Here is a 20,360-nt window from a genome sequence, read left to right as displayed (position 1 = left end):
TGGACGTCGATCTTCGTCACGGGGGGTTTCACGTGCGCCGCGTTGACGTCGTCCGACGTGCCGGCGCCGCTCGGCCGGCCCGCCCCAGCGCCGGGACCGCCGGGGGCTCCCAGCCCGGCTGGGCCGTGTGGGTCCGCAGGCAGGCGTAGCCGTGGGCCCGCGTGGGTGACCCGGTCACCGGCCCGGTAGGTGGTGTCCCACGGCCCAGGTGCCGTCCCCCGGTCCTGCGGGCCCACGGCCTCACCCTGAAGGCGGCCACAAGCGGGCCGAGCGACCCCGGGGGCCCCGGTGACCCGGGCGGCACATGGTCGGCTGGCACCGTCCACCAGGCGGGCGACACGCTGGCCCGCGCAGGCCGCCCGTCGGCAGGGCCGGGTTGCGGGGCGAGAGCCAGGCCCAGACCGTCACCTCGTCGGCCGGTGACAGCACGGTCACCTCGTACTCCAGGCGCGGGGACGAGGGGGCGCCGGGCGTGCGGCGGGGTGCGGTGACCGGCCAGGGGGTCATTCCGGCGCCGGTGCGGCCGATGCCGTCCAGACGGCGCCACTGCCCGACCGCCCGGTCGTGGTGCTCGGCGTCGATCGCCACGTATCCGCCCGCCTCGACGAAGCCCCGCAGGCCCCGCTGCGGCTTGGCGACCGCCACGCACCCCACCGTCACCGTCGCCCCCGCCCCGCTCACCTCCAGCGACGCCTCGGCGCGGCCGTGCGGGGCCCGGGACCAGTCCACCCGCAACTCCAGCCGGACCTGCCGCTCCACCCGGCCCCGCGGGCGGTCGACCACCAGCCAGGGCTCGGAGGTCCGCACGCGGTAGTCGAAGGGCGTGCGGCCCCGGTTGAAGATCTCCACGTACTGCCGCGGACGCGTCTGGTACGGGCTGAACTCGGGGAGCGCCGCATGCCGCGGGGAACCGCCCGGCCACCACTCCGCCGCGTCCTCGGCGCCGTCCACCGACACGCCCAGCTCGGCGGCCTCGGGCACCTCGATCCGCCGTACCGCCGGGAACAGCACGTCCGGCAGGGCCACGTTGTCCTTCTCCGGCTGCTGCCAGCCGGCGTTCGGGCCGTAGCGGTCCACGTCGCCGTAGTCGATGTGCGGCTGGGTCTGGAAGCCCTGCCACTTGCCGTCCGCGATCGAGGAGTTGAAGCGGTCCGCGAGGGCCAGGTCGCGGGCGAGGCCCTGTTCCGCACGCGTCGCCAGGTCGTTGGTCGCCGCTCTGCCCTGCCGCGCGTACAGGAGGTTGGTGAACTCCGCCTCCCGCAGCGCGTACAGGTTGGCGGTCGCCGTCACCTCGTAGCCGGCCAGTTCGAACCACGCGTCCTGCCGCTCGGCGGGCAGCCGCCGGGCGATCCGTTCCGCGCGCCGCCCCAGCTCCCGCCACTCGTCCGTCACCCGCTCCAGCTCGCGGTGCCCGAAGTAGTAGGGGCTCCGCTCGTCGTCCTGGACCACCTGGCCGCCGGCCTCGGTGATGCGGCGGTTGAGCAGCTCCGGCTTGCGGCGGGCCTGGAGCCGGCCGTACGCCGCCAGCACCGACGCGATCTCGGCCGCGCGGTCCGCGCCGAAGTTCTGCCGGGCGTACCGCTCCTCCCACTCCCCCAGCCGCTCGATCGGCCAGGTCTCCGGGTCCCACGCGTAGTTCAGGAAGAACTCGGTCGGCAGCTCGTTGCCCTTCAGGTCGCCGACGTTCGCCACCCACAGGCCGTGGTTGCCGTAGGCGTGCGCCTGGTGGAGCTGGTCCCAGGTGTTGCGCAGGTTCGCGGTGTCGACCCACTTGTAGTTGCGTCCGGCGCCCACGTAGTCGAAGTGGTAGTACAGGCCGAATCCGCCGGACCGGGGGCCGTCCGGGTGCTTGCGGATGTTGCCCCAGTTGTCGTCCGTCAGGACCACCGTCACGTCGTCCGGCGCCCGGAGGCCGCGGTCCCAGTACCGCTGGACCTCCTTGTACAGGGTCCACACCTGCGGGGTCTCGGCGGCCCGGCGGCCGGTGACCTGCTCGATGATCTGCCGCTGGTCCGTGATGATCTCCCGCATCAGCTCGATGCCGTCGCCGTCGGGGAGACCGGTGTCGCCGTTGCCGCGCATGCCGAGGGTGACGACGCCCTCGAAGCCCTCGTCGACCATCCGCTGGATGCCGGCCCGCCAGTACTTCCGTATCGCCTCGGCGTTGCGGCGGTACGACCACTCGCCGGTGCCGCCGTAGGGGTCGTGACCCGGCGTCGCGTGGCGGTTCCACTCCTCGATGCCGCGCATCATCGGGGCCTCATGGGACGTGCCGATGACAACGCCGTAGTCGGCGGCCCGCCGGTGGTTCTCCGGGTCGTCCTCGGCGAAGGCCCGGCCCCACACCGCCGGCCAGAGGTAGTTGCCCTTCAGGCGCAGCAGCACCTCGAAGACCTTCGCGTAGAAGTCCGCGTTGAAGCCGCCGGGCTGCCCGGGTGCCTTGCCCGGGCCGAAGTGCTCCGGGGCCCAGGTGCCGAGGGCCGGGTTCTCGTCGTTCATGAAGATGCCCCGGTACCTCACCGCCGGGGCGCCCTGCGTGAACCGGCCCGGGCGCACCCACACCTCGTCGCGGCGCACCGGCGGCACGTCGTCCCACCAGTACCAGGGCGAGACGCCGATGCCGTACGAGACGTCGTACGCGCCGAAGATCGAGCCCCGCGGGTCGCTGCCCGCGATGACGAACGCCCGCTCCACGCCGGGCATCGGGTGCTCGACCACCGTCTGCAGCGAGGTCTCCCACCTGCCCCGCACCCCGGACACATCGAGGCGGCCGCTCGCGATCAGGCCGTCGATGAGCGGGCTGCGGCCGATGGTGCCCAGCAGAACCGGGAACCCGGCGATCGTCGAACCGGGGCGCACGCCGGTGACCCGCTCGATGTCGTCACGGAGGTCGCCCGCCACCCGGACGACTCCGGGGTGATCCTCGGCACTGACCACCACCGGTGCGCCCACCAGCGAGAACGCCCCGCCGGTGAAGGAGATGTACGAACCCGGGTCCGTCACCCGCGGCGCGGTGCCCTCCCCGGCCCGGGCCACCCCGGACGCCAGCACCGGCACGGCGGTAAGACCCGCCCCCAAGCACAGCCCTGCGACGGACAGACATGCCTGACCCCTCCGACGGAATTCGCCAAGCGGTATGACAAATGCTGGGGGCAGCGACCCGGAGGGACAACGGGTCGGGCGCGCCGAATACTTTCGTTACCGACACCGGCCGGGCGGGCCGTGGCCACGGCTCAGGGGCGGCCGGTCTCCGGGTCCGGGGGGATGAGGTTGCCGGCACCGAGCACGTCACCGCGGTCCGGCGAGCCCAGCGACGCGCGCAGCTTCCCGACGCCGGGGTCGGAGAAGGAGACCGTCAGGGTGTACGGCGGCTGCCCGGTGATGGTGTTGTTCGAGTCGATCGGCGCCTGCAGCTTCTTCATGACCTCCGCCCCCTCCTGGCCGGGGCACAAGGCCCGCACGGGGAGCACGACCTCGGCGCTGCCACCGCCGCGGGCGCCGACGCGCATCCTGTGGCCGGAGCCCGTTCCGGCGGGCTCGCGCCAGGTGACCGGCAGGCCGTGCGCGCCGCCGACCAGCCCGTCCGGGCCCTCGATCTCCACCGCGACGCCGTCCGTGCCGAGGGTCCTGGACAGTTCGAGGGGCCGGTTCCCGCCGGGGGCGAGAAGCAGGCCGATGGTGAAGCGGGCGGGGGTGCGGGGCCCCTGCTCGTACCCGTAGGCGCCGAGGACGAGCCGGGGGCCGGCCGGCGGCTCGTTCCGGGGCGGCGGGATGACCGCGTCCGCGGGCAGCCGGAACCGGTGGTATCCCTTGGTCCCGCACCGGTCACCGTCGGAAACGCCGCCCCCGGGCAGGGCCACGGCCTTCGCCGGACCCGGGGCGAGCCGCCCGACCAGTGTGAACAGTCCCTGCTGGTAGCCCATGGCGATCACGACGGCGGCGACGGCCAGCCATGGGACCACCGCCCGCACCTTGTCGAGCACGGCACCCACCTCTGCAGACAACCGGTTCCGGGCGGCCCGGTCGCATGATCATACGGCGGGAGACAACGAAGAGGCCCGCACGACCGAAGTCGTACGGGCCTCTCCGACAGCTACCAGGCCAGAGACCGGGCCGGGTCAGTTCAAGATCACTTGTTGATCTTGGTGACCTGGCCGGCGCCCACGGTCCGGCCACCCTCACGGATGGCGAACTTCAGGCCCTCTTCCATGGCGACGGGCTGGATGAGCTCCACCTTCATCTCGGTGTTGTCACCCGGCATGACCATCTCGGTGCCCTCGGGGAGGGTCACGACGCCGGTCACGTCCGTCGTACGGAAGTAGAACTGCGGACGGTAGTTGTTGAAGAACGGCGTGTGGCGGCCACCCTCGTCCTTGGACAGGATGTAGGCCTGCGCCTCGAACTCGGTGTGCGGGGTGACCGAGCCCGGCTTGATGATGACCTGGCCGCGCTCGACGTCCTCGCGCTTGATGCCGCGGAGCAGCAGACCGACGTTCTCACCGGCCTGGCCCTCGTCGAGCAGCTTGCGGAACATCTCGATGCCGGTGACCGTGGTGGTGGTCTTCTCCTGCTTGATGCCCACGATGTCGACGGTCTCGTTGACCTTGAGGACACCACGCTCGATACGGCCGGTGACGACCGTACCGCGACCGGTGATCGTGAAGACGTCCTCGATCGGCATCAGGAACGGCTTGTCGACGTCACGCTCGGGCTGCGGGATGCTCTCGTCGACGGCCGTCATCAGGTCGAGAACGCTCTGGGTCCACGCGGGGTCGCCCTCCAGCGCCTTCAGCGCGGAGACCTTGACGACCGGCAGGTCGTCGCCCGGGAACTCGTACTCGGAGAGGAGCTCACGGACCTCGAGCTCGACGAGCTCCAGGATCTCCTCGTCGTCCACCATGTCGGCCTTGTTCAGGGCGACGACGATGTACGGAACGCCGACCTGGCGGGCCAGGAGCACGTGCTCCTTGGTCTGCGGCATCGGGCCGTCGGTGGCGGCGACCACCAGGATCGCGCCGTCCATCTGCGCGGCACCGGTGATCATGTTCTTGATGTAGTCCGCGTGACCCGGGCAGTCGACGTGGGCGTAGTGACGCGCCTCGGTCTGGTACTCGACGTGCGCGATGGAGATGGTGATACCGCGCTGACGCTCCTCGGGCGCCTTGTCGATGTTGTCGAAAGCGGTGGCCTCGTTCAGGTCCGGGTACGCGTCGTGCAGCACCTTGGTAATGGCGGCCGTGAGGGTCGTCTTACCGTGGTCGATGTGACCGATGGTGCCGATGTTGACGTGCGGCTTAGTCCGCTCGAACTTCGCCTTCGCCACTGGGGTCCTCCTGGGAGTGGTTCTGGTACGCCTTACTTCATCGGCGCCAGGTGATCTTTGCTGTTAAGTCCCGGAACCCGGGGCATTCATCCTGCAATGCGGCTGAATGCCCCTTGAGGCTCCGGAGTCAAGCCTAAGGCGTGAGAACGCGGAGCGTTACTCGCCCTTGGCCTTCGCGATGATCTCCTCGGCGACGTTCCGCGGAACCTCGGCGTAGGAGTCGAACTGCATCGAGTAGCTCGCGCGACCCGACGTCTTGCTGCGGAGGTCGCCGACGTAGCCGAACATCTCCGAAAGGGGCACGAGGCCCTTCACGACGCGGGCACCGGCCCGCTCCTCCATGGCCTGGATCTGGCCACGGCGGGAGTTGATGTCGCCGATGACCTCACCCATGTAGTCCTCGGGCGTGGTGACCTCGACGGCCATCATCGGCTCGAGCAGCACGGGGCTGGCCTTGCGCGCGGCCTCCTTGAAGGCCTGCGAGCCGGCGATCTTGAAGGCGAGCTCGGAGGAGTCGACCTCGTGGTAGCCACCGTCGAGGAGCGTGACGCGGACGCCCGTCATCTCGTAGCCGGCCAGGATGCCGAACTGCATGGCCTCCTGCGCACCGGCGTCCACCGAAGGGATGTACTCCTTCGGGATGCGGCCACCGGTCACCTTGTTCACGAACTCGTACGAGGCGTCGCCGCCCTCGATCGGCTCGATCGCGATCTGCACCTTGGCGAACTGACCGGTACCACCGGTCTGCTTCTTGTGGGTGTAGTCCACGCGCTCGACGGCCTTGCGGATCGTCTCGCGGTACGCGACCTGCGGCTTGCCGACGTTGGCCTCGACCCGGAACTCACGGCGCATACGGTCGACCAGCACCTCGAGGTGCAGCTCGCCCATACCACCGATGATGGTCTGGCCGGTCTCCTCGTCCGAGTGGACCTGGAAGGACGGGTCCTCCTCGGCCAGGCGCTGGATCGCGACGCCCAGCTTCTCCTGGTCACCCTTCGACTTGGGCTCGATGGCGACCTGGATGACCGGCGCCGGGAAGTCCATGGACTCCAGGATCACCGGGTTCTTGTCGTCGCACAGCGTCTCACCGGTCGTGGTCTGCTTCAGACCCATCACGGCGACGATGTCGCCGGCGCCCACCGACTCGATCTCCTCACGCTTGTTCGCGTGCATACGGTAGATCTTGCCGATGCGCTCCTTGCGGCCCTTGACGGAGTTCAGCACGGCCGTGCCGGACTCCAGGCGCCCCGAGTAGACCCGGACGAAGGTGAGCTTGCCGAGGTGCGGGTCGCTCATGATCTTGAACGCCAGCGCCGACAGCGGCTCGTCGTCGGACGGCCTGCGCTTGACGACCGTCTCCGGGTCCTTCACGTCGTGGCCCTCGATGGCCTCGACGTCCAGGGGGGAGGGGAGGTAGCGCACGACCGCGTCGAGCAGGGGCTGGACGCCCTTGTTCTTGAACGCGGTGCCGCAGAACACCGGGGTGACCGTGGTGTCCTGGGACTTGCCGGACGCGATGGTGATACGACGGATCGCGGCGTACAGCTGCTCCACGGTGGGCTCGGTGCCCTCCAGGTACAGCTCCATGATCTCTTCGTCGTTCTCGGCCACGGCCTCGAGAAGCTTGCCGCGGTACTCCTCGGCAGCCTCGACGTGGGTGTCCGGGATGTCGACGGTGTCGTACATCTCGCCCTTGGTGGCCTCGGCGGACCACACGAGGGCCTTCATCGTCACGAGGTCGACGACGCCCTTGAAGTCGGCCTCGGCACCGATCGGCAGCTGCATCACGATCGGCTGAGCGCCAAGGCGGTCAGAGATCATGTCGACACAGCGGTGGAACTCGGCACCGGTGCGGTCGAGCTTGTTGACGAAGCAGATACGCGGAACGCCGTAGCGGTCCGCCTGACGCCACACCGTCTCGGACTGCGGCTCGACACCGGCGACGCCGTCGAACACCGTCACGGCACCGTCGAGCACGCGCAGGGAGCGCTCCACCTCGACGGTGAAGTCGACGTGACCCGGGGTGTCGATGATGTTGATGGTGTGGTCGACGTCTTCCATCGGCCAGTGACAGGTGGTGGCAGCAGAGGTGATCGTGATGCCACGCTCCTGCTCCTGCTCCATCCAGTCCATGGTGGCGGCGCCGTCGTGGACCTCACCGATCTTGTAGGAAACGCCGGTGTAGAACAGGATCCGCTCGGTGGTGGTCGTCTTGCCCGCGTCGATGTGGGCCATGATCCCGATGTTGCGGACCTTGGCCAGGTCAAGTGAAGTGGTAGCCATAAGGCTTCAGTCTTCTCTCGGTCTCGATGTGGGTAGCGACTACCAGCGGTAGTGCGCGAAGGCCTTGTTGGACTCGGCCATCTTGTGCGTGTCCTCGCGCTTCTTCACAGCGGCACCCAGGCCGTTGGAGGCGTCGAGAAGCTCGTTGAGCAGACGCTCGGTCATGGTCTTCTCGCGACGGGCGCGGGAGTAACCGACCAGCCAGCGCAGGGCCAGCGTGTTGGCGCGACCGGGCTTGACCTCGATCGGCACCTGGTACGTGGCGCCACCGACGCGGCGGGACTTGACCTCGAGGGTCGGCTTGATGTTCTCCAGCGCGCGCTTCAGCGTGATGACCGGGTCGTTGCTGGTCTTCTCGCGCAGGCCCTCCATGGCGCCGTACACGATGCGCTCGGCGGTGGAGCGCTTGCCGTTCAGCAGCACCTTGTTGATGAGGGAGGTCACCAGAGGAGAACCGTAGACCGGGTCGATGATGACCGGGCGCTTCGGGGCGGGGCCCTTACGAGGCATTCTTACTTCTCCTTCTTGGCGCCGTAGCGGCTGCGGGCCTGCTTGCGGTTCTTGACACCCTGGGTGTCGAGCGAACCACGGATGATCTTGTAGCGAACACCGGGCAGGTCCTTCACACGGCCGCCGCGCACGAGCACGATGGAGTGCTCCTGCAGGTTGTGTCCCTCACCCGGAATGTAAGCGGTGACCTCGATCCCGCTGGTCAGACGCACACGCGCGACCTTACGCAGGGCCGAGTTCGGCTTCTTCGGGGTGGTCGTGAACACACGCGTGCAGACGCCACGACGCTGAGGGGAACCCTCGAGTGCGGGCGTCTTGTTCTTCTCGACCTTGTCCTGCCGGCCCTTACGGACCAGCTGCTGGATCGTAGGCACTACTTCTCCGGTTTCTGTGTGCCGATAGGTACAGCTAACCTGGAACGTCGCCGACCCACGCGGTCGGGTGTGTCGAATCCGCCGCGCTTCCGCCGCGAGGCGAGAAAAGCACGGATCACGGTGGCCGGTGTCGGCTCCGCGTGCGGTTGAAGGCACGCACGAAAGCCAGGGCACACCCCAGGCACAAGGTCTGAGCGTACCTACCGTACTCACTCCGGTCAAAACAAAGGCAACAGGCCCGGGGCTCGGAGGGCTCCGGGGATCAGCGGCGCGACGTCGTCTCCTCGGCCTGCTCCGCCGTGTCATGGCCCACGAAGTACGTCGGCCGGTTCTGTATGGCCGTGTATATGCGGGCCACGTACTCCCCGAGCAGCCCCACGCAGATCAGCTGCACCGCGCCGATGAAGAGCACTCCGGTGAACAGGGAGGTCCAGCCCGGGACCGTGTGGTCCAGGACGTGGGCGGAGAGGGTGTACACCATCAGCCCGAGGCAGACCAGGAAGGCGAAGCCGCCGAGCCAGGTGGCCAGCCGCAGCGGGGCCGCCGAGAAACCCGTGACGCTGTCGACGGCGAGCCGGATCATCCGGCCGAGCGGGTACTTGCTGCGGCCGGCCGTGCGCGGGGCGCGCTCGTAGGTCACCCGGCCGCTGGGGAAGCCCAGCCAGGGCACCAGCAGCCGGTAGACCCGCTGCTGGTCGGGCAGCGCCTTCAGCGCGTCCACGGCCGCCCGGCTGAGCAGCCGGAAGTCGCCCGCCTGCGCGGGCACGGAGGGGCCGGCGAGACGGCGCACCAGCCGGTAGTACAGCCCGGCGGTCCACCGCTTGAAGCCGGTGTCGCTGGCCCGGTCGGCGCGGATGCCGTAGACGATGTCGAGGCCCTCGGCGCGGGCCAGGGCCAGCATGTCGGGGATCTTCTCGGGCGGGTCCTGCAGATCGGCGTCGAGGCTGACCACGTACGCGCCGACGGCCCGGTCGAGGCCTGCGGTCAGGGCGGCCTGATGGCCCGAGTTGCGGCGCAGCCCGATCACCCGCAGTTCCGGCCAGCCGAGCCGGAAGGCCGCGAGCAGCTCGCCGGTGCCGTCGGTGCTGCCGTCGTCGACGGCGACCAGCTCGTACGGCACGCCCAGGCCCTCCAGGACCGGGCGCAGCCGGCTGACGAGGGCGGGCAGCGCCTCGGCCTCGTTGAACATGGGTACGACGACGGACAGCTCGATCGCCGGGTCCGCTCCTCCGGTCACCCGCTTCTCCCCCCTTGGCCCCGCACATGCGACGCTTTGGCCACACACAAGTGATCCTTGTGTGATCTTGTGACTGACACTTCACGACCCCCGGGCAGCGGAACGTCCTCCGGCCCCGGCGGTCTGCCGAGGGGGGAGACCGCAGGGATGAGCACGGCTTCCGGGGACATCGAGGCGGACACCGTCCTGCCCGGGGAACAGTTCGGCACTCCGCGCCCGAGTCGCCGGCTCACGCTGCCGCCGGGTGCGCGGCCGTACGTGGCTCCACTCGTCCTGTACTGCGTCACGAAGCTCGTGGGCCTCACCATATTCGCCTGCCTGCTGGAGCATGCGGGCGACTACCGGAGGAAGGACCCGCGGTTCGGTGGCGGCGCCCACTGGTGGGACGTGCTGTCCACCTGGGACGGCTGGTGGTATCTGCAGGTCGCCGGGCACGGGTACGACCCGAAGCCGCTGGAGCGGCTGCCCGGCGGCGGGCTCTTCACCGTCAAGCAGAACTCGGTCGCGTTCTTCCCGCTGTTCCCCGGGCTGATCCGCACCGTCTCGGAGACGACCGGTCTCGGCCTGTACGGCTCCGGGATCCTCGTGTCGGTCCTGGCCTCCCTGGTGGCGGCGGCCGGCATCTACGCGGTGGTCTCGGCGCTGGCCGGGGCGCGGGCGGGCACCATCGCCGCCGGGCTGTGGGCCGTCGTGCCCGGGGCCGGCGTCGAGTGGGCCGTGTACTCGGAGTCCCTGTTCGTCGCCATCGCGGCCTGGACCTGCTACAGCGTGATGCGGGGCCGCTGGGTCGCCGCGGGCCTGCTGGCCTTCCTGGCGGGCCTGAACCGGCCCACCTCGGCGGCCCTCATCGGCGCGGTGGGGCTGGCCGCCCTGGTCACCGTCCTGCGGCGGGACGGGCGGCGTGAGCACGGGGTCGCCCAACCGGTCTTCGCGATGATCTCGGCGCCGCTCGGCCTGCTCACCTACGTCGCGTGGGTCGGGTGGAGCATGGGCGACCTCACCGCCTACTTCACGCTCCAGCGCGAGGGCTGGGCGCACTACTTCGACTGGGGCGCCTACACGTCGGACGTCCTCGGCAACGTCGCCGTCGGGCACAACGACTACCTCTTCGCCTTCTCCACGCCTGATCTGCTCGGGGTGCAGCTCGTCATCGCGCTGCCCTTCCTGATCGCGCTGATGCTGCGCCGGAAGCCGCCGCTGGTGCTGGTCGCCTACACCCTGGCCGGCATCGTCACCGTCCTGGGCACCCAGCAGATGTTCGGCAACACCTCCCGCTATCTGCTGCCCTCCTTCCCGCTGCTCCTGGCGCCGGCGGCCGCCCTGAGCCGCCTGAAGTGGCCCGGCCTGGCCGTCTTCTTCACGACGACGGCGGTGGCGTCGGGCTGGTACGCGCACTACGTGATCTTCGAGCTGGGCATCCCGTAGGCGAAGGGCGTCCGCGGAAACGCCGAAGGGCGGTCACCCCGTGATCGGGGTGACCGCCCTTCGGTTCATGTCAACCACTCACTGGTTGTACGGACCGTAGTCGTAGTCCTCCAGCGGAACGGCCTGGCCGGAGCCGGTGCCGAACGGCGAGTAGTCGATGTCGTCGTAGCCGACGGCCGAGTACATCGCGGCCTTGGCCTCCTCGGTGGGCTCCACCCGGATGTTGCGGTAGCGGGACAGACCCGTACCGGCCGGGATGAGCTTACCGATGATGACGTTCTCCTTGAGGCCGATGAGGCTGTCGGACTTGGCGTTGATCGCCGCGTCCGTCAGAACTCGGGTCGTCTCCTGGAAGGAGGCGGCCGACAGCCAGGACTCCGTCGCCAGCGAGGCCTTGGTGATACCCATCAGCTGCGGACGACCGGAGGCCGGGTGACCGCCCTCCTGGACCACACGACGGTTCTCGGTCTCGAACTTCGAGCGCTCGACCAGCTCGCCGGGCAGCAGCTCGGCGTCGCCCGACTCGATGATCGTCACGCGGCGCAGCATCTGCCGGATGATGATCTCGATGTGCTTGTCGTGGATCGACACACCCTGCGAGTTGTAGACCTTCTGGACCTCGCCGACCAGGTGGACCTGGACGGCACGCTGACCCAGGATGCGCAGCACGTCGTGCGGGTTGGTGGCACCCACGGTGAGCTGCTGGCCCACCTCGACGTGGTCGCCTTCCTTGACCAGGACCTTGGCACGCTTCGAGATCGGGAACGCCGTCTCGTCGCTGCCGTCGTCCGGGGTGACGACGATCTTCTTGGTCTTCTCGGTCTCCTCGATCCGCACGCGGCCGTTGGCCTCGGAGATCGGGGCGACACCCTTCGGGGTACGGGCCTCGAAGAGCTCGACGACACGGGGCAGACCCTGGGTGATGTCGTCACCGGCCACACCACCGGTGTGGAAGGTACGCATCGTCAGCTGGGTGCCGGGCTCACCGATGGACTGGGCGGCGATGATGCCGACCGCCTCACCGATGTCGACCAGCTTGCCGGTGGCCAGCGAACGGCCGTAGCACATGGCGCAGGTGCCGACGTGCGACTCGCAGGTCAGGATCGAGCGGGTCTTGACCTCCTCGATGCCGTGGTGCACCAGCTGGTCGATGAGCACGTCGCCCAGGTCCACGTTGGCCGGCGCGATCACCTTGCCGTCGATGACGACGTCCTCGGCGAGCATGCGGGCGTAGACGCTGGTCTCGACGTCGTCCGCCTTGCGCAGCACACCGTCGGCACCGCGGTTGGCGATCCGCAGCTTCAGACCGCGCTCGGTGCCGCAGTCCTCCTCGCGGATGATGACGTCCTGCGAGACGTCCACCAGACGACGGGTCAGGTAACCCGAGTCGGCGGTACGCAGGGCGGTGTCCGCCAGACCCTTACGGGCACCGTGCGTGGAGATGAAGTACTCCAGCACGGACAGACCCTCACGGAAGGACGCCTTGATCGGACGCGGGATGGTCTCGTTCTTGGCGTTCGACACCAGACCACGCATACCGGCGATCTGCCGCATCTGCATCATGTTTCCTCGGGCACCCGAGTCAACCATCATGAAGATGGGGTTGGTCTTGGGGAAGTTCTCGTTCATCGCCTCGGCGACCTCGTTGGTCGCCTTGGTCCAGATCGCGATGAGCTCCTGCGTGCGCTCTTCCTTGGTGATCAGACCGCGCTCGTACTGCTTCTGGACCTTCTCGTCCTGCGCCTCGTAGCCCGCGACGATGGCCTTCTTCGCCTCGGGGACAACGACGTCGGAGATGGCCACGGTGACACCGGAACGGGTGCCCCAGTAGAAGCCGGCCGCCTTCAGGTTGTCGAGCGTCGCCGCCACGATGACCTTGGGGTAGCGCTCCGCGAGGTCGTTGACGATCTCGCCGAGCTGCTTCTTGCCCACCGAGTAGTCGACGAACGGGTAGTCCTCGGGCAGCAGCTCGTTGAAGAGCGCGCGGCCCAGGGTCGTCCGCAGGCGGAAGGTGTCACCCTGCTGCCACTCCGGCTCGCCCTCTTCGCGGGCCGGCGGCGTCCAGCCACGCGGCGGGATGGTGCCCACCGGGAAGCGGATGTCGATCGGCGACTGCAGCGCGAGCTCACCGGCGTCGAAGGCCATGATCGCCTCGGCCGTGGAGCCGAACGCGCGGCCCTCGCCCTTGGTGTCACGCAGCTCGCCGTCGGTGGTGAGGAAGAACAGACCGAGGACCATGTCCTGGGTCGGCATCGTCACCGGACGGCCGTCGGCGGGCTTGAGGATGTTGTTCGAGGACAGCATCAGGATGCGGGCCTCGGCCTGCGCCTCCGCGGAGAGCGGCAGGTGGACGGCCATCTGGTCACCGTCGAAGTCCGCGTTGAACGCGGTGCAGACGAGCGGGTGGATCTGGATGGCCTTGCCCTCGACCAGCTGCGGCTCGAAGGCCTGGATGCCGAGGCGGTGCAGGGTGGGAGCACGGTTCAGCAGAACCGGGTGCTCGGCGATGACCTCTTCGAGGACGTCGTACACGACCGTGCGGCCGCGCTCCACCATGCGCTTGGCGCTCTTGATGTTCTGCGCGTGGTTCAGGTCGACCAGACGCTTCATCACGAACGGCTTGAACAGCTCCAGCGCCATGGCCTTGGGCAGACCGCACTGGTGCAGCTTGAGCTGCGGGCCGACGACGATGACGGAACGCGCCGAGTAGTCGACTCGCTTGCCGAGCAGGTTCTGACGGAAACGACCCTGCTTGCCCTTCAGCATGTCGCTGAGGGACTTCAGCGGGCGGTTGCCGGGGCCGGTGACCGGACGGCCACGACGGCCGTTGTCGAAGAGGGCGTCAACAGCCTCCTGAAGCATGCGCTTCTCGTTGTTGACGATGATCTCCGGGGCACCGAGGTCCAGGAGCCGCTTCAGACGGTTGTTCCGGTTGATCACACGGCGGTACAGGTCGTTCAGGTCGGAGGTCGCGAAGCGGCCACCGTCCAGCTGCACCATCGGACGCAGGTCCGGCGGGATGACCGGGACGCAGTCCAGGACCATGCCCTTGGGGCTGTTCGAGGTCTGCAGGAACGCGGAGACGACCTTCAGGCGCTTGAGCGCACGGGTCTTCTTCTGGCCCTTGCCGGTGCGGATGATCTCGCGGAGGCGCTCGGCCTCCTCGTCGAGGTCGAAGGACTCCAGGCGCTTCTGCAGCGCCGCGGCACCCATCGAGCCGTCGAAGTACGTGCCGAACCGGTCGCGCAGCTCGCGGTAGAGCAGCTCGTCGCCCTCGAGGTCCTGGACCTTGAGGTTCTTGAACCGGGTCCACACCTCGTCCAGGCGGTCGATCTCGCGCTGCGCACGGTCGCGCAGCTGCTTCATCTCACGCTCGGCACCCTCGCGCACCTTGCGGCGCACGTCGGCCTTGGCACCCTCGGCCTCGAGCTCGGCCAGGTCGGTCTCGAGCTTCTTGGCGCGGGCCTCGAGGTCGGCGTCGCGGCGGTTCTCGATCTGCTGGCGCTCGACCGAGACGTGCGCCTCCAGGGAGGGCAGGTCGCGGGTACGGCGCTCCTCGTCGACGTACGTGATCATGTACGCCGCGAAGTAGATGACCTTCTCGAGGTCCTTCGGCGCCAGGTCCAGCAGGTAGCCGAGGCGCGAGGGGACACCCTTGAAGTACCAGATGTGCGTGACGGGCGCGGCCAGTTCGATGTGGCCCATCCGCTCACGGCGCACCTTGGCGCGCGTGACCTCGACGCCACAGCGCTCGCAGATGATGCCCTTGAAGCGGACGCGCTTGTACTTGCCGCAGTAGCACTCCCAGTCCCGGGTCGGACCGAAGATCTTCTCGCAGAAGAGCCCGTCCTTTTCCGGCTTGAGGGTGCGGTAGTTGATGGTCTCGGGCTTCTTGACCTCGCCGTGGCTCCACTGACGGATGTCGTCAGCGGTGGCCAGACCGATCCGGAGCTCGTCGAAGAAGTTGACGTCGAGCACTATGCGTCAATCCCTCTCAGGGTTGTAAGTCTGTGGTCTGAAACGGGGGCCTGGGGGTCGGCGGGGGCCTCACACGGTGGCGAGGCCCCTACCGGACTCCCGTCAGACCTCTTCGACGCTGCTCGGCTCGCGCCGGGACAGGTCGATGCCGAGCTCCTCCGCAGCGCGGAAGACATCCTCGTCGGTGTCACGCATCTCGATGGACATACCGTCGCTGGACAGCACCTCCACGTTCAGGCAGAGCGACTGCATCTCCTTGATGAGCACCTTGAAGGACTCGGGGATGCCGGGCTCGGGAATGTTTTCGCCCTTGACGATGGCCTCGTAGACCTTCACGCGGCCGGTGACGTCGTCGGACTTGATGGTCAGCAGCTCCTGGAGGGCGTACGCGGCGCCGTAGGCCTCGAGGGCCCACACCTCCATCTCGCCGAACCGCTGGCCACCGAACTGCGCCTTACCACCCAGCGGCTGCTGGGTGATCATCGAGTACGGGCCGGTCGAACGGGCGTGCAGCTTGTCGTCGACCAGGTGGTGCAGCTTCAGGATGTACATGTAGCCGACCGAGATCGGGTCCGGGAACGGCTCACCGCTGCGGCCGTCGAACAGCCGCGCCTTGCCGGTCGGGAGCACCATGCGCTCGCCGTCCCGGTTCGGGATGGTGTGCTGCAGCAGACCCGCCAGCTCGTCCTCACGCGCACCGTCGAACACCGGGGTGGCGACGTTGGTGCCCGGAGCGACCGAGTCGGCGCCGATCGCCTGGAGGCGCTGGGCCCACTCCTCCGCGAGGCCGGAGACGTCCCAGCCGCGGCTGGCGAGCCAGCCGAGGTGGATCTCCAGAACCTGTCCCGGGTTCATTCGGGACGGCACACCCAGCGGGTTGAGGATGATGTCGACCGGGGTGCCGTCCTCCAGGAACGGCATGTCCTCGATCGGCAGGATCTTGGAGATGACACCCTTGTTGCCGTGCCGGCCGGCGAGCTTGTCACCGTCCGTGATCTTGCGCTTCTGCGCCACGTAGACACGAACCAGCTGGTTCACGCCCGGCGGCAGCTCGTCGCCCTCTTCACGGTCGAAGACGCGGACACCGATGACCTTGCCGATCTCGCCGTGCGGGACCTTCAGGGAGGTGTCACGGACCTCACGGGCCTTCTCACCGAAGATCGCGCGCAGCAGGCGCTCCTCCGGCGTCAGCTCGGTCTCACCCTTGGGCGTGACCTTGCCGACGAGGATGTCGCCGGCGACGACCTCGGCACCGATACGGATGATGCCGCGCTCGTCGAGGTCGGCGAGGACCTCTTCGGAGACGTTCGGGATGTCCCGGGTGATCTCCTCGGGGCCGAGCTTGGTGTCACGGGCGTCGACCTCGTGCTCCTCGATGTGGATCGAGGAGAGGACGTCGTCCTGCACGAGGCGCTGCGACAGGATGATCGCGTCCTCGTAGTTGTGACCCTCCCACGGCATGAACGCCACGAGCAGGTTCTTGCCGAGGGCCATCTCGCCGTTCTCGGTGGCCGGGCCGTCGGCGAGCACCTGGCCCGTGATGATCCGGTCGCCCTCGTTGACGATGACCTTCTGGTTGACCGAGGTGCCCTGGTTGGACCGGGAGAACTTGGCCAGGCGGTACGTGATGTACGTGCCGTCGTCGTTGGCGGTGGTGATGTAGTCCGCGGAGACCTCCTGGACCACACCGTCCTTCTCGGCCTTGACCACGTCGCCGGCGTCGACCGCGGAGCGGTACTCCATGCCGGTGCCGACGAGCGGGGACTCGGACTTGATGAGCGGCACGGCCTGACGCATCATGTTCGCGCCCATGAGGGCACGGTTGGCGTCGTCGTGCTCGAGGAACGGGATCATGGCGGTCGCGACCGACACCATCTGGCGCGGCGAGACGTCCATGTAGTCCACGTCGTCACCGGCGACGTAGTCGACCTCGCCGCCACGGCGGCGGACCAGGACACGGTTCTCGGCGAAGCGCATGTCGTCCGAGAGCGTGGCGTTGGCCTGCGCGATGACGAAGCGGTCCTCCTCGTCGGCCGTCAGGTAGTCCACCTCGTCGGTGACCTGACCCTCGACGACCTTGCGGTACGGCGTCTCGACGAAACCGAACGCGTTGACCCGGCCGTAGGAGGCGAGCGAGCCGATCAGGCCGATGTTCGGGCCTTCGGGCGTCTCGATCGGGCACATGCGGCCGTAGTGCGACGGGTGCACGTCACGGACCTCGAAGCCGGCCCGCTCACGGGAGAGACCACCCGGACCAAGAGCCGACAGACGGCGCTTGTGGGTGAGACCCGACAGCGGGTTGTTCTGGTCCATGAACTGCGACAGCTGGCTGGTGCCGAAGAACTCCTTGATGGAGGCGACGACCGGCCGGATGTTGATCAGGGTCTGCGGCGTGATCGCCTCGACGTCCTGGGTCGTCATGCGCTCGCGCACGACGCGCTCCATACGGGCGAGACCCGTACGGACCTGGTTCTGGATCAGCTCGCCGACGCTGCGCAGACGACGGTTGCCGAAGTGGTCGATGTCGTCCGTCTCGACGACGATCGTGCCACCGTTGTCACCGGAGGTCTCGGTCTCGCCGGCGTGCAGCTTCACCAGGTACTTGATCGTCGAGATGACGTCCTCGACGGTCAGGACACCCGCGTCCAGCGGGGCGTCCGCACCGAGCTTCTTGTTGACCTTGTAGCGGCCGACCTTGGCGAGGTCGTAGCGCTTGGGGTTGAAGTAGAGGTTCTCGAGCAGCGTCTGCGCGGCCTCACGCGTGGGGGGCTCGCCCGGACGCAGCTTGCGGTAGATGTCCAGCAGCGCGTCGTCCTGGCCCTGGGTGTGGTCCTTCTCCAGGGTGGCGCGCATCGACTCGTACTCGCCGAACTCCTCGAGGATCTGCTCGGTCGTCCAGCCGAGCGCCTTCAGCAGTACGGTGACCGACTGCTTGCGCTTGCGGTCGATGCGGACACCGACCATGTCACGCTTGTCGATCTCCATCTCCAGCCAGGCACCCCGGGAAGGGATGATCTTGGCGGAGAAGATGTCCTTGTCGGACGTCTTGTCGATGGAGGAGTCGAAGTAGACACCGGGGGAACGGACCAGCTGCGACACCACGACACGCTCGGTGCCGTTGATGACGAAAGTGCCCTTGTTCGTCATGAGCGGGAAGTCGCCCATGAAGACCGTCTGGGACTTGATCTCACCGGTCTCGTTGTTGGTGAACTCGGCGGTGACGAAGAGCGGGGCCGCGTACGTGAAGTCGCGGTCCTTGCACTCGTCGATGGAGTTCTTCGGCGGCTCGAAGCGGTGGTCCCGGAACGTCAGGGACATCGACCCGGAGAAGTCCTCGATCGGGGAGATCTCCTCGAAGATCTCCTCCAGACCGGACTTGGTGGGGACGTCCTGACCGTTCTCAAGAGCCTCCTCGACCCGACTCTGCCAAGCGGTGTTGCCGAGCAGCCAGTCGAAGCTCTCGGTCTGCAGCGCGAGCAGGTTCGGAACCTCGAGAGGCTCCTTGATCTTTGCAAAAGAGATGCGCAGCGGGGCGGTGCTGGCGCCGTTATTCGTATTCGCGGTCGAGGCGTTGCGCGAGGCGGCCAAGAGGGGGTCCTTCCGAGGGCTCGGACTCACTACGCGCGTACCGGCCCCTCTCCCAGACACAGAAACGGAAACCCCAGGTCAGGGGAGTCTCGGTCATCGGTGCTCGAGTGAGGGCAGACCCCTGGTGACGGGCAGGGGAAGCTAACAGGCAGCGCAAAGGGTCAGTGTAGCCACTTGGCACACTGATGTCCAGCTCGGGTTTTTCGAGACCCTCGTCGTGCTCAACGCCTTCGTCTACAACGCCCTCGGCATGCTTGCCCTCAACGCACGTTGATACTGCCCTCTTCGCCGTCGATCCATGCCTCGGATTCGGATCCTTGTGACGACGCGTCCTGAGAATTGCGCGCTGCGTGCGGTTCGTCAAGGCCCCCCAGCCCAAACGAGGCCGTCCGGAGACAGAACGAAGATCACCATACCCCTCGCCGGGGCGAGTTCAAGGCGACCCGGGTCACCCTCCGCAGACGCCGAAGAGCGACCACCCGGATGGATGATCGCTCTTCGGTGCGTTCGCGTTACAGCCTCTTGAGACCGCAGTCGGCGCGCAGTCGGGTTACGGGAACCCGGAAGGTGTTACTTGACCTCGACGGAGGCGCCGGCGCCCTTGAGGGACTCGGCGGCCTTCTCGGCGGCGTCCTTGGCGACCTTCTCGAGAACGGGCTTCGGGGCGCCGTCCACGAGGTCCTTGGCCTCCTTCAGACCCAGGGAGGTCAGCTCACGCACGACCTTGATGACCTGGATCTTCTTGTCGCCGGCACCGGTGAGGATGACGTCGAACTCGTCCTTCTCCTCCTCGGCCTCGACCGGGGCACCCGGGGCACCCGGGGCGGCAACGGCGACCGCGGCGGCGGCGGTGACGTCGAACTTGTCCTCGAACGCCTTCACGAACTCGGAGAGCTCGATGAGGGTCATCTCCTCGAACTGCGCCAGCAGGTCTTCCTGAGACAGCTTCGCCATGATGGGCGATCCTTCCACTAATTCGGCAGGTGCCGGATGTACATGAGTGGCGGGCGTACGTTGGCCCGCTGTGACCCTGGCCGCGTCAGGCGGCCCGGATCAGAAAGCGAGCCGAATTACTCGGCACCGCCCTGCTCGCCCTGCTTGGCACGAAGCGCGTCCACGGTGCGGACGAGCTTCGACGGGAGCGCCTGGAAGACCTGAGCAGCCTGAGTCTGCTTGCCCTTGAAGGCGCCCGCCAGCTTGGCGAGCAGAACCTCGCGGGACTCGAGGTCCGCAAGCTTCTTGATCTCGTCGGCGGACAGCGCCTTGCCGTCAAGGACACCGCCCTTGATGACGAGATTCGGGTTGTCCTTGGCGAAGTCACGGAGACCCTTCGCCGACTCCACCGGGTCACCGGTGACGAAGGCGACGGCCGTCGGACCAGCGAAGAGCTGGTCGTCCAGCGTGATCCCGGCCTCGTTGGCCGCAATCTTGGTCAGCGTGTTCTTCACCACGGCGTACTGGGCGTTCTCACCGAGCGACCGGCGCAGCGTCTTGAGCTGCGCCACGGTGAGACCGCGGTACTCGGTCAGCACGGCGGCGTTGGAGCTGCGGAACTTGTCCGTCAGCTCGGCAACCGCGGCAGCCTTGTCGGGCCTCGCCATAGAGCCTCGGCCTCCTTCCGGGTGATTCTGACCGCGCGGGA

12 protein-coding genes are annotated in these 20,360 nt (G+C 68.1%); 1 reads left to right on the top strand and 11 read right to left on the bottom strand.

Annotated features, from left to right (window positions below; translation table 11 throughout):
- Window positions 1-240: 240 nt before the first annotated feature.
- The 7 genes from ACFVVO_RS01095 to ACFVVO_RS01065 all read right to left on the bottom strand — a co-directional run bounded on the left by ACFVVO_RS01095 (window position 241) and on the right by ACFVVO_RS01065 (window position 9,727).
- Window positions 241-3,057 (bottom strand): glycosyl hydrolase 115 family protein, encoded by a 2,817-nt coding sequence (locus ACFVVO_RS01095; protein WP_390051544.1) that lies wholly within the window; start codon window positions 3,055-3,057, stop codon window positions 241-243.
- Window positions 3,058-3,233: 176 nt separating this feature from the next.
- Entirely contained in the window at window positions 3,234-3,983 is a 750-nt protein-coding gene (locus ACFVVO_RS01090; protein WP_390050880.1) for a hypothetical protein, read from the bottom strand.
- A 146-nt stretch (window positions 3,984-4,129) separates the two neighbouring features.
- Window positions 4,130-5,323 (bottom strand): elongation factor Tu, encoded by a 1,194-nt coding sequence (gene tuf / locus ACFVVO_RS01085; RefSeq protein WP_390050879.1) that lies wholly within the window; start codon window positions 5,321-5,323, stop codon window positions 4,130-4,132.
- A 156-nt stretch (window positions 5,324-5,479) separates the two neighbouring features.
- A complete protein-coding gene (gene fusA, locus ACFVVO_RS01080) occupies window positions 5,480-7,606 on the bottom strand; it encodes an elongation factor G (protein ID WP_390050878.1) in 2,127 nt (708 codons plus the stop codon).
- Window positions 7,607-7,645: 39 nt separating this feature from the next.
- Entirely contained in the window at window positions 7,646-8,116 is a 471-nt protein-coding gene (gene rpsG, locus ACFVVO_RS01075) for a 30S ribosomal protein S7 (RefSeq protein WP_005481264.1), read from the bottom strand.
- 2 nt (window positions 8,117-8,118) lie between these two features.
- The gene (gene rpsL / locus ACFVVO_RS01070) at window positions 8,119-8,490 is read right to left on the bottom strand and encodes a 30S ribosomal protein S12 (protein WP_003948652.1); all 372 of its coding nucleotides are present in this window, start codon (window positions 8,488-8,490) and stop codon (window positions 8,119-8,121) included.
- A 262-nt stretch (window positions 8,491-8,752) separates the two neighbouring features.
- Window positions 8,753-9,727, bottom strand: a complete 975-nt coding sequence (locus tag ACFVVO_RS01065; RefSeq protein ID WP_390050877.1) for a glycosyltransferase family 2 protein — start codon at window positions 9,725-9,727, stop codon at window positions 8,753-8,755.
- Window positions 9,728-9,874: 147 nt separating this feature from the next.
- Between ACFVVO_RS01065 and ACFVVO_RS01060 the strand changes: the two genes are divergently transcribed.
- Window positions 9,875-11,152 (top strand): hypothetical protein, encoded by a 1,278-nt coding sequence (locus ACFVVO_RS01060; protein WP_390050876.1) that lies wholly within the window; start codon window positions 9,875-9,877, stop codon window positions 11,150-11,152.
- A 78-nt stretch (window positions 11,153-11,230) separates the two neighbouring features.
- Here ACFVVO_RS01060 and ACFVVO_RS01055 read toward each other — a convergent pair whose 3' ends face one another.
- The 4 genes from ACFVVO_RS01055 to rplJ form a co-directional block, all read right to left on the bottom strand.
- The gene (locus ACFVVO_RS01055) at window positions 11,231-15,130 is read right to left on the bottom strand and encodes a DNA-directed RNA polymerase subunit beta' (protein ID WP_390050875.1); all 3,900 of its coding nucleotides are present in this window, start codon (window positions 15,128-15,130) and stop codon (window positions 11,231-11,233) included.
- A gap of 102 nt (window positions 15,131-15,232) precedes the next feature.
- Window positions 15,233-18,718 carry a DNA-directed RNA polymerase subunit beta gene (rpoB, locus tag ACFVVO_RS01050; RefSeq protein WP_390050874.1) on the bottom strand — a complete coding sequence of 1,162 codons (3,486 nt, stop codon included), beginning with the start codon at window positions 18,716-18,718 and terminating at the stop codon, window positions 15,233-15,235.
- Window positions 18,719-19,288: 570 nt separating this feature from the next.
- The gene (gene rplL / locus ACFVVO_RS01045; RefSeq protein WP_390050873.1) at window positions 19,289-19,672 is read right to left on the bottom strand and encodes a 50S ribosomal protein L7/L12; all 384 of its coding nucleotides are present in this window, start codon (window positions 19,670-19,672) and stop codon (window positions 19,289-19,291) included.
- A gap of 116 nt (window positions 19,673-19,788) precedes the next feature.
- Window positions 19,789-20,319, bottom strand: coding sequence for a 50S ribosomal protein L10 (gene rplJ / locus ACFVVO_RS01040; RefSeq protein ID WP_199211597.1), 531 nt, complete (start codon window positions 20,317-20,319; stop codon window positions 19,789-19,791).
- Between the last annotated feature and the right edge of the window lie 41 nt (window positions 20,320-20,360).

The sequence above is a fragment of the Streptomyces sp. NPDC058145 genome (genome assembly GCF_042884245.1).
Classification (GTDB): Bacteria; Actinomycetota; Actinomycetes; order Streptomycetales; family Streptomycetaceae; genus Streptomyces.
This window is presented reverse-complemented; position numbering and strand designations above follow the sequence as displayed.

Coding starts and splice junctions, on each gene's coding strand:
- fusA (WP_390050878.1), bottom strand. CDS start 7,606: ATGGCTACCACTTCACTTGACCTGGCCAAGGTCCGCAACATCGGGATC.
- rpsG (WP_005481264.1), bottom strand. CDS start 8,116: ATGCCTCGTAAGGGCCCCGCCCCGAAGCGCCCGGTCATCATCGACCCG.
- ACFVVO_RS01060 (WP_390050876.1), top strand. CDS start 9,875: ATGAGCACGGCTTCCGGGGACATCGAGGCGGACACCGTCCTGCCCGGG.
- rplL (WP_390050873.1), bottom strand. CDS start 19,672: ATGGCGAAGCTGTCTCAGGAAGACCTGCTGGCGCAGTTCGAGGAGATG.
- rplJ (WP_199211597.1), bottom strand. CDS start 20,319: ATGGCGAGGCCCGACAAGGCTGCCGCGGTTGCCGAGCTGACGGACAAG.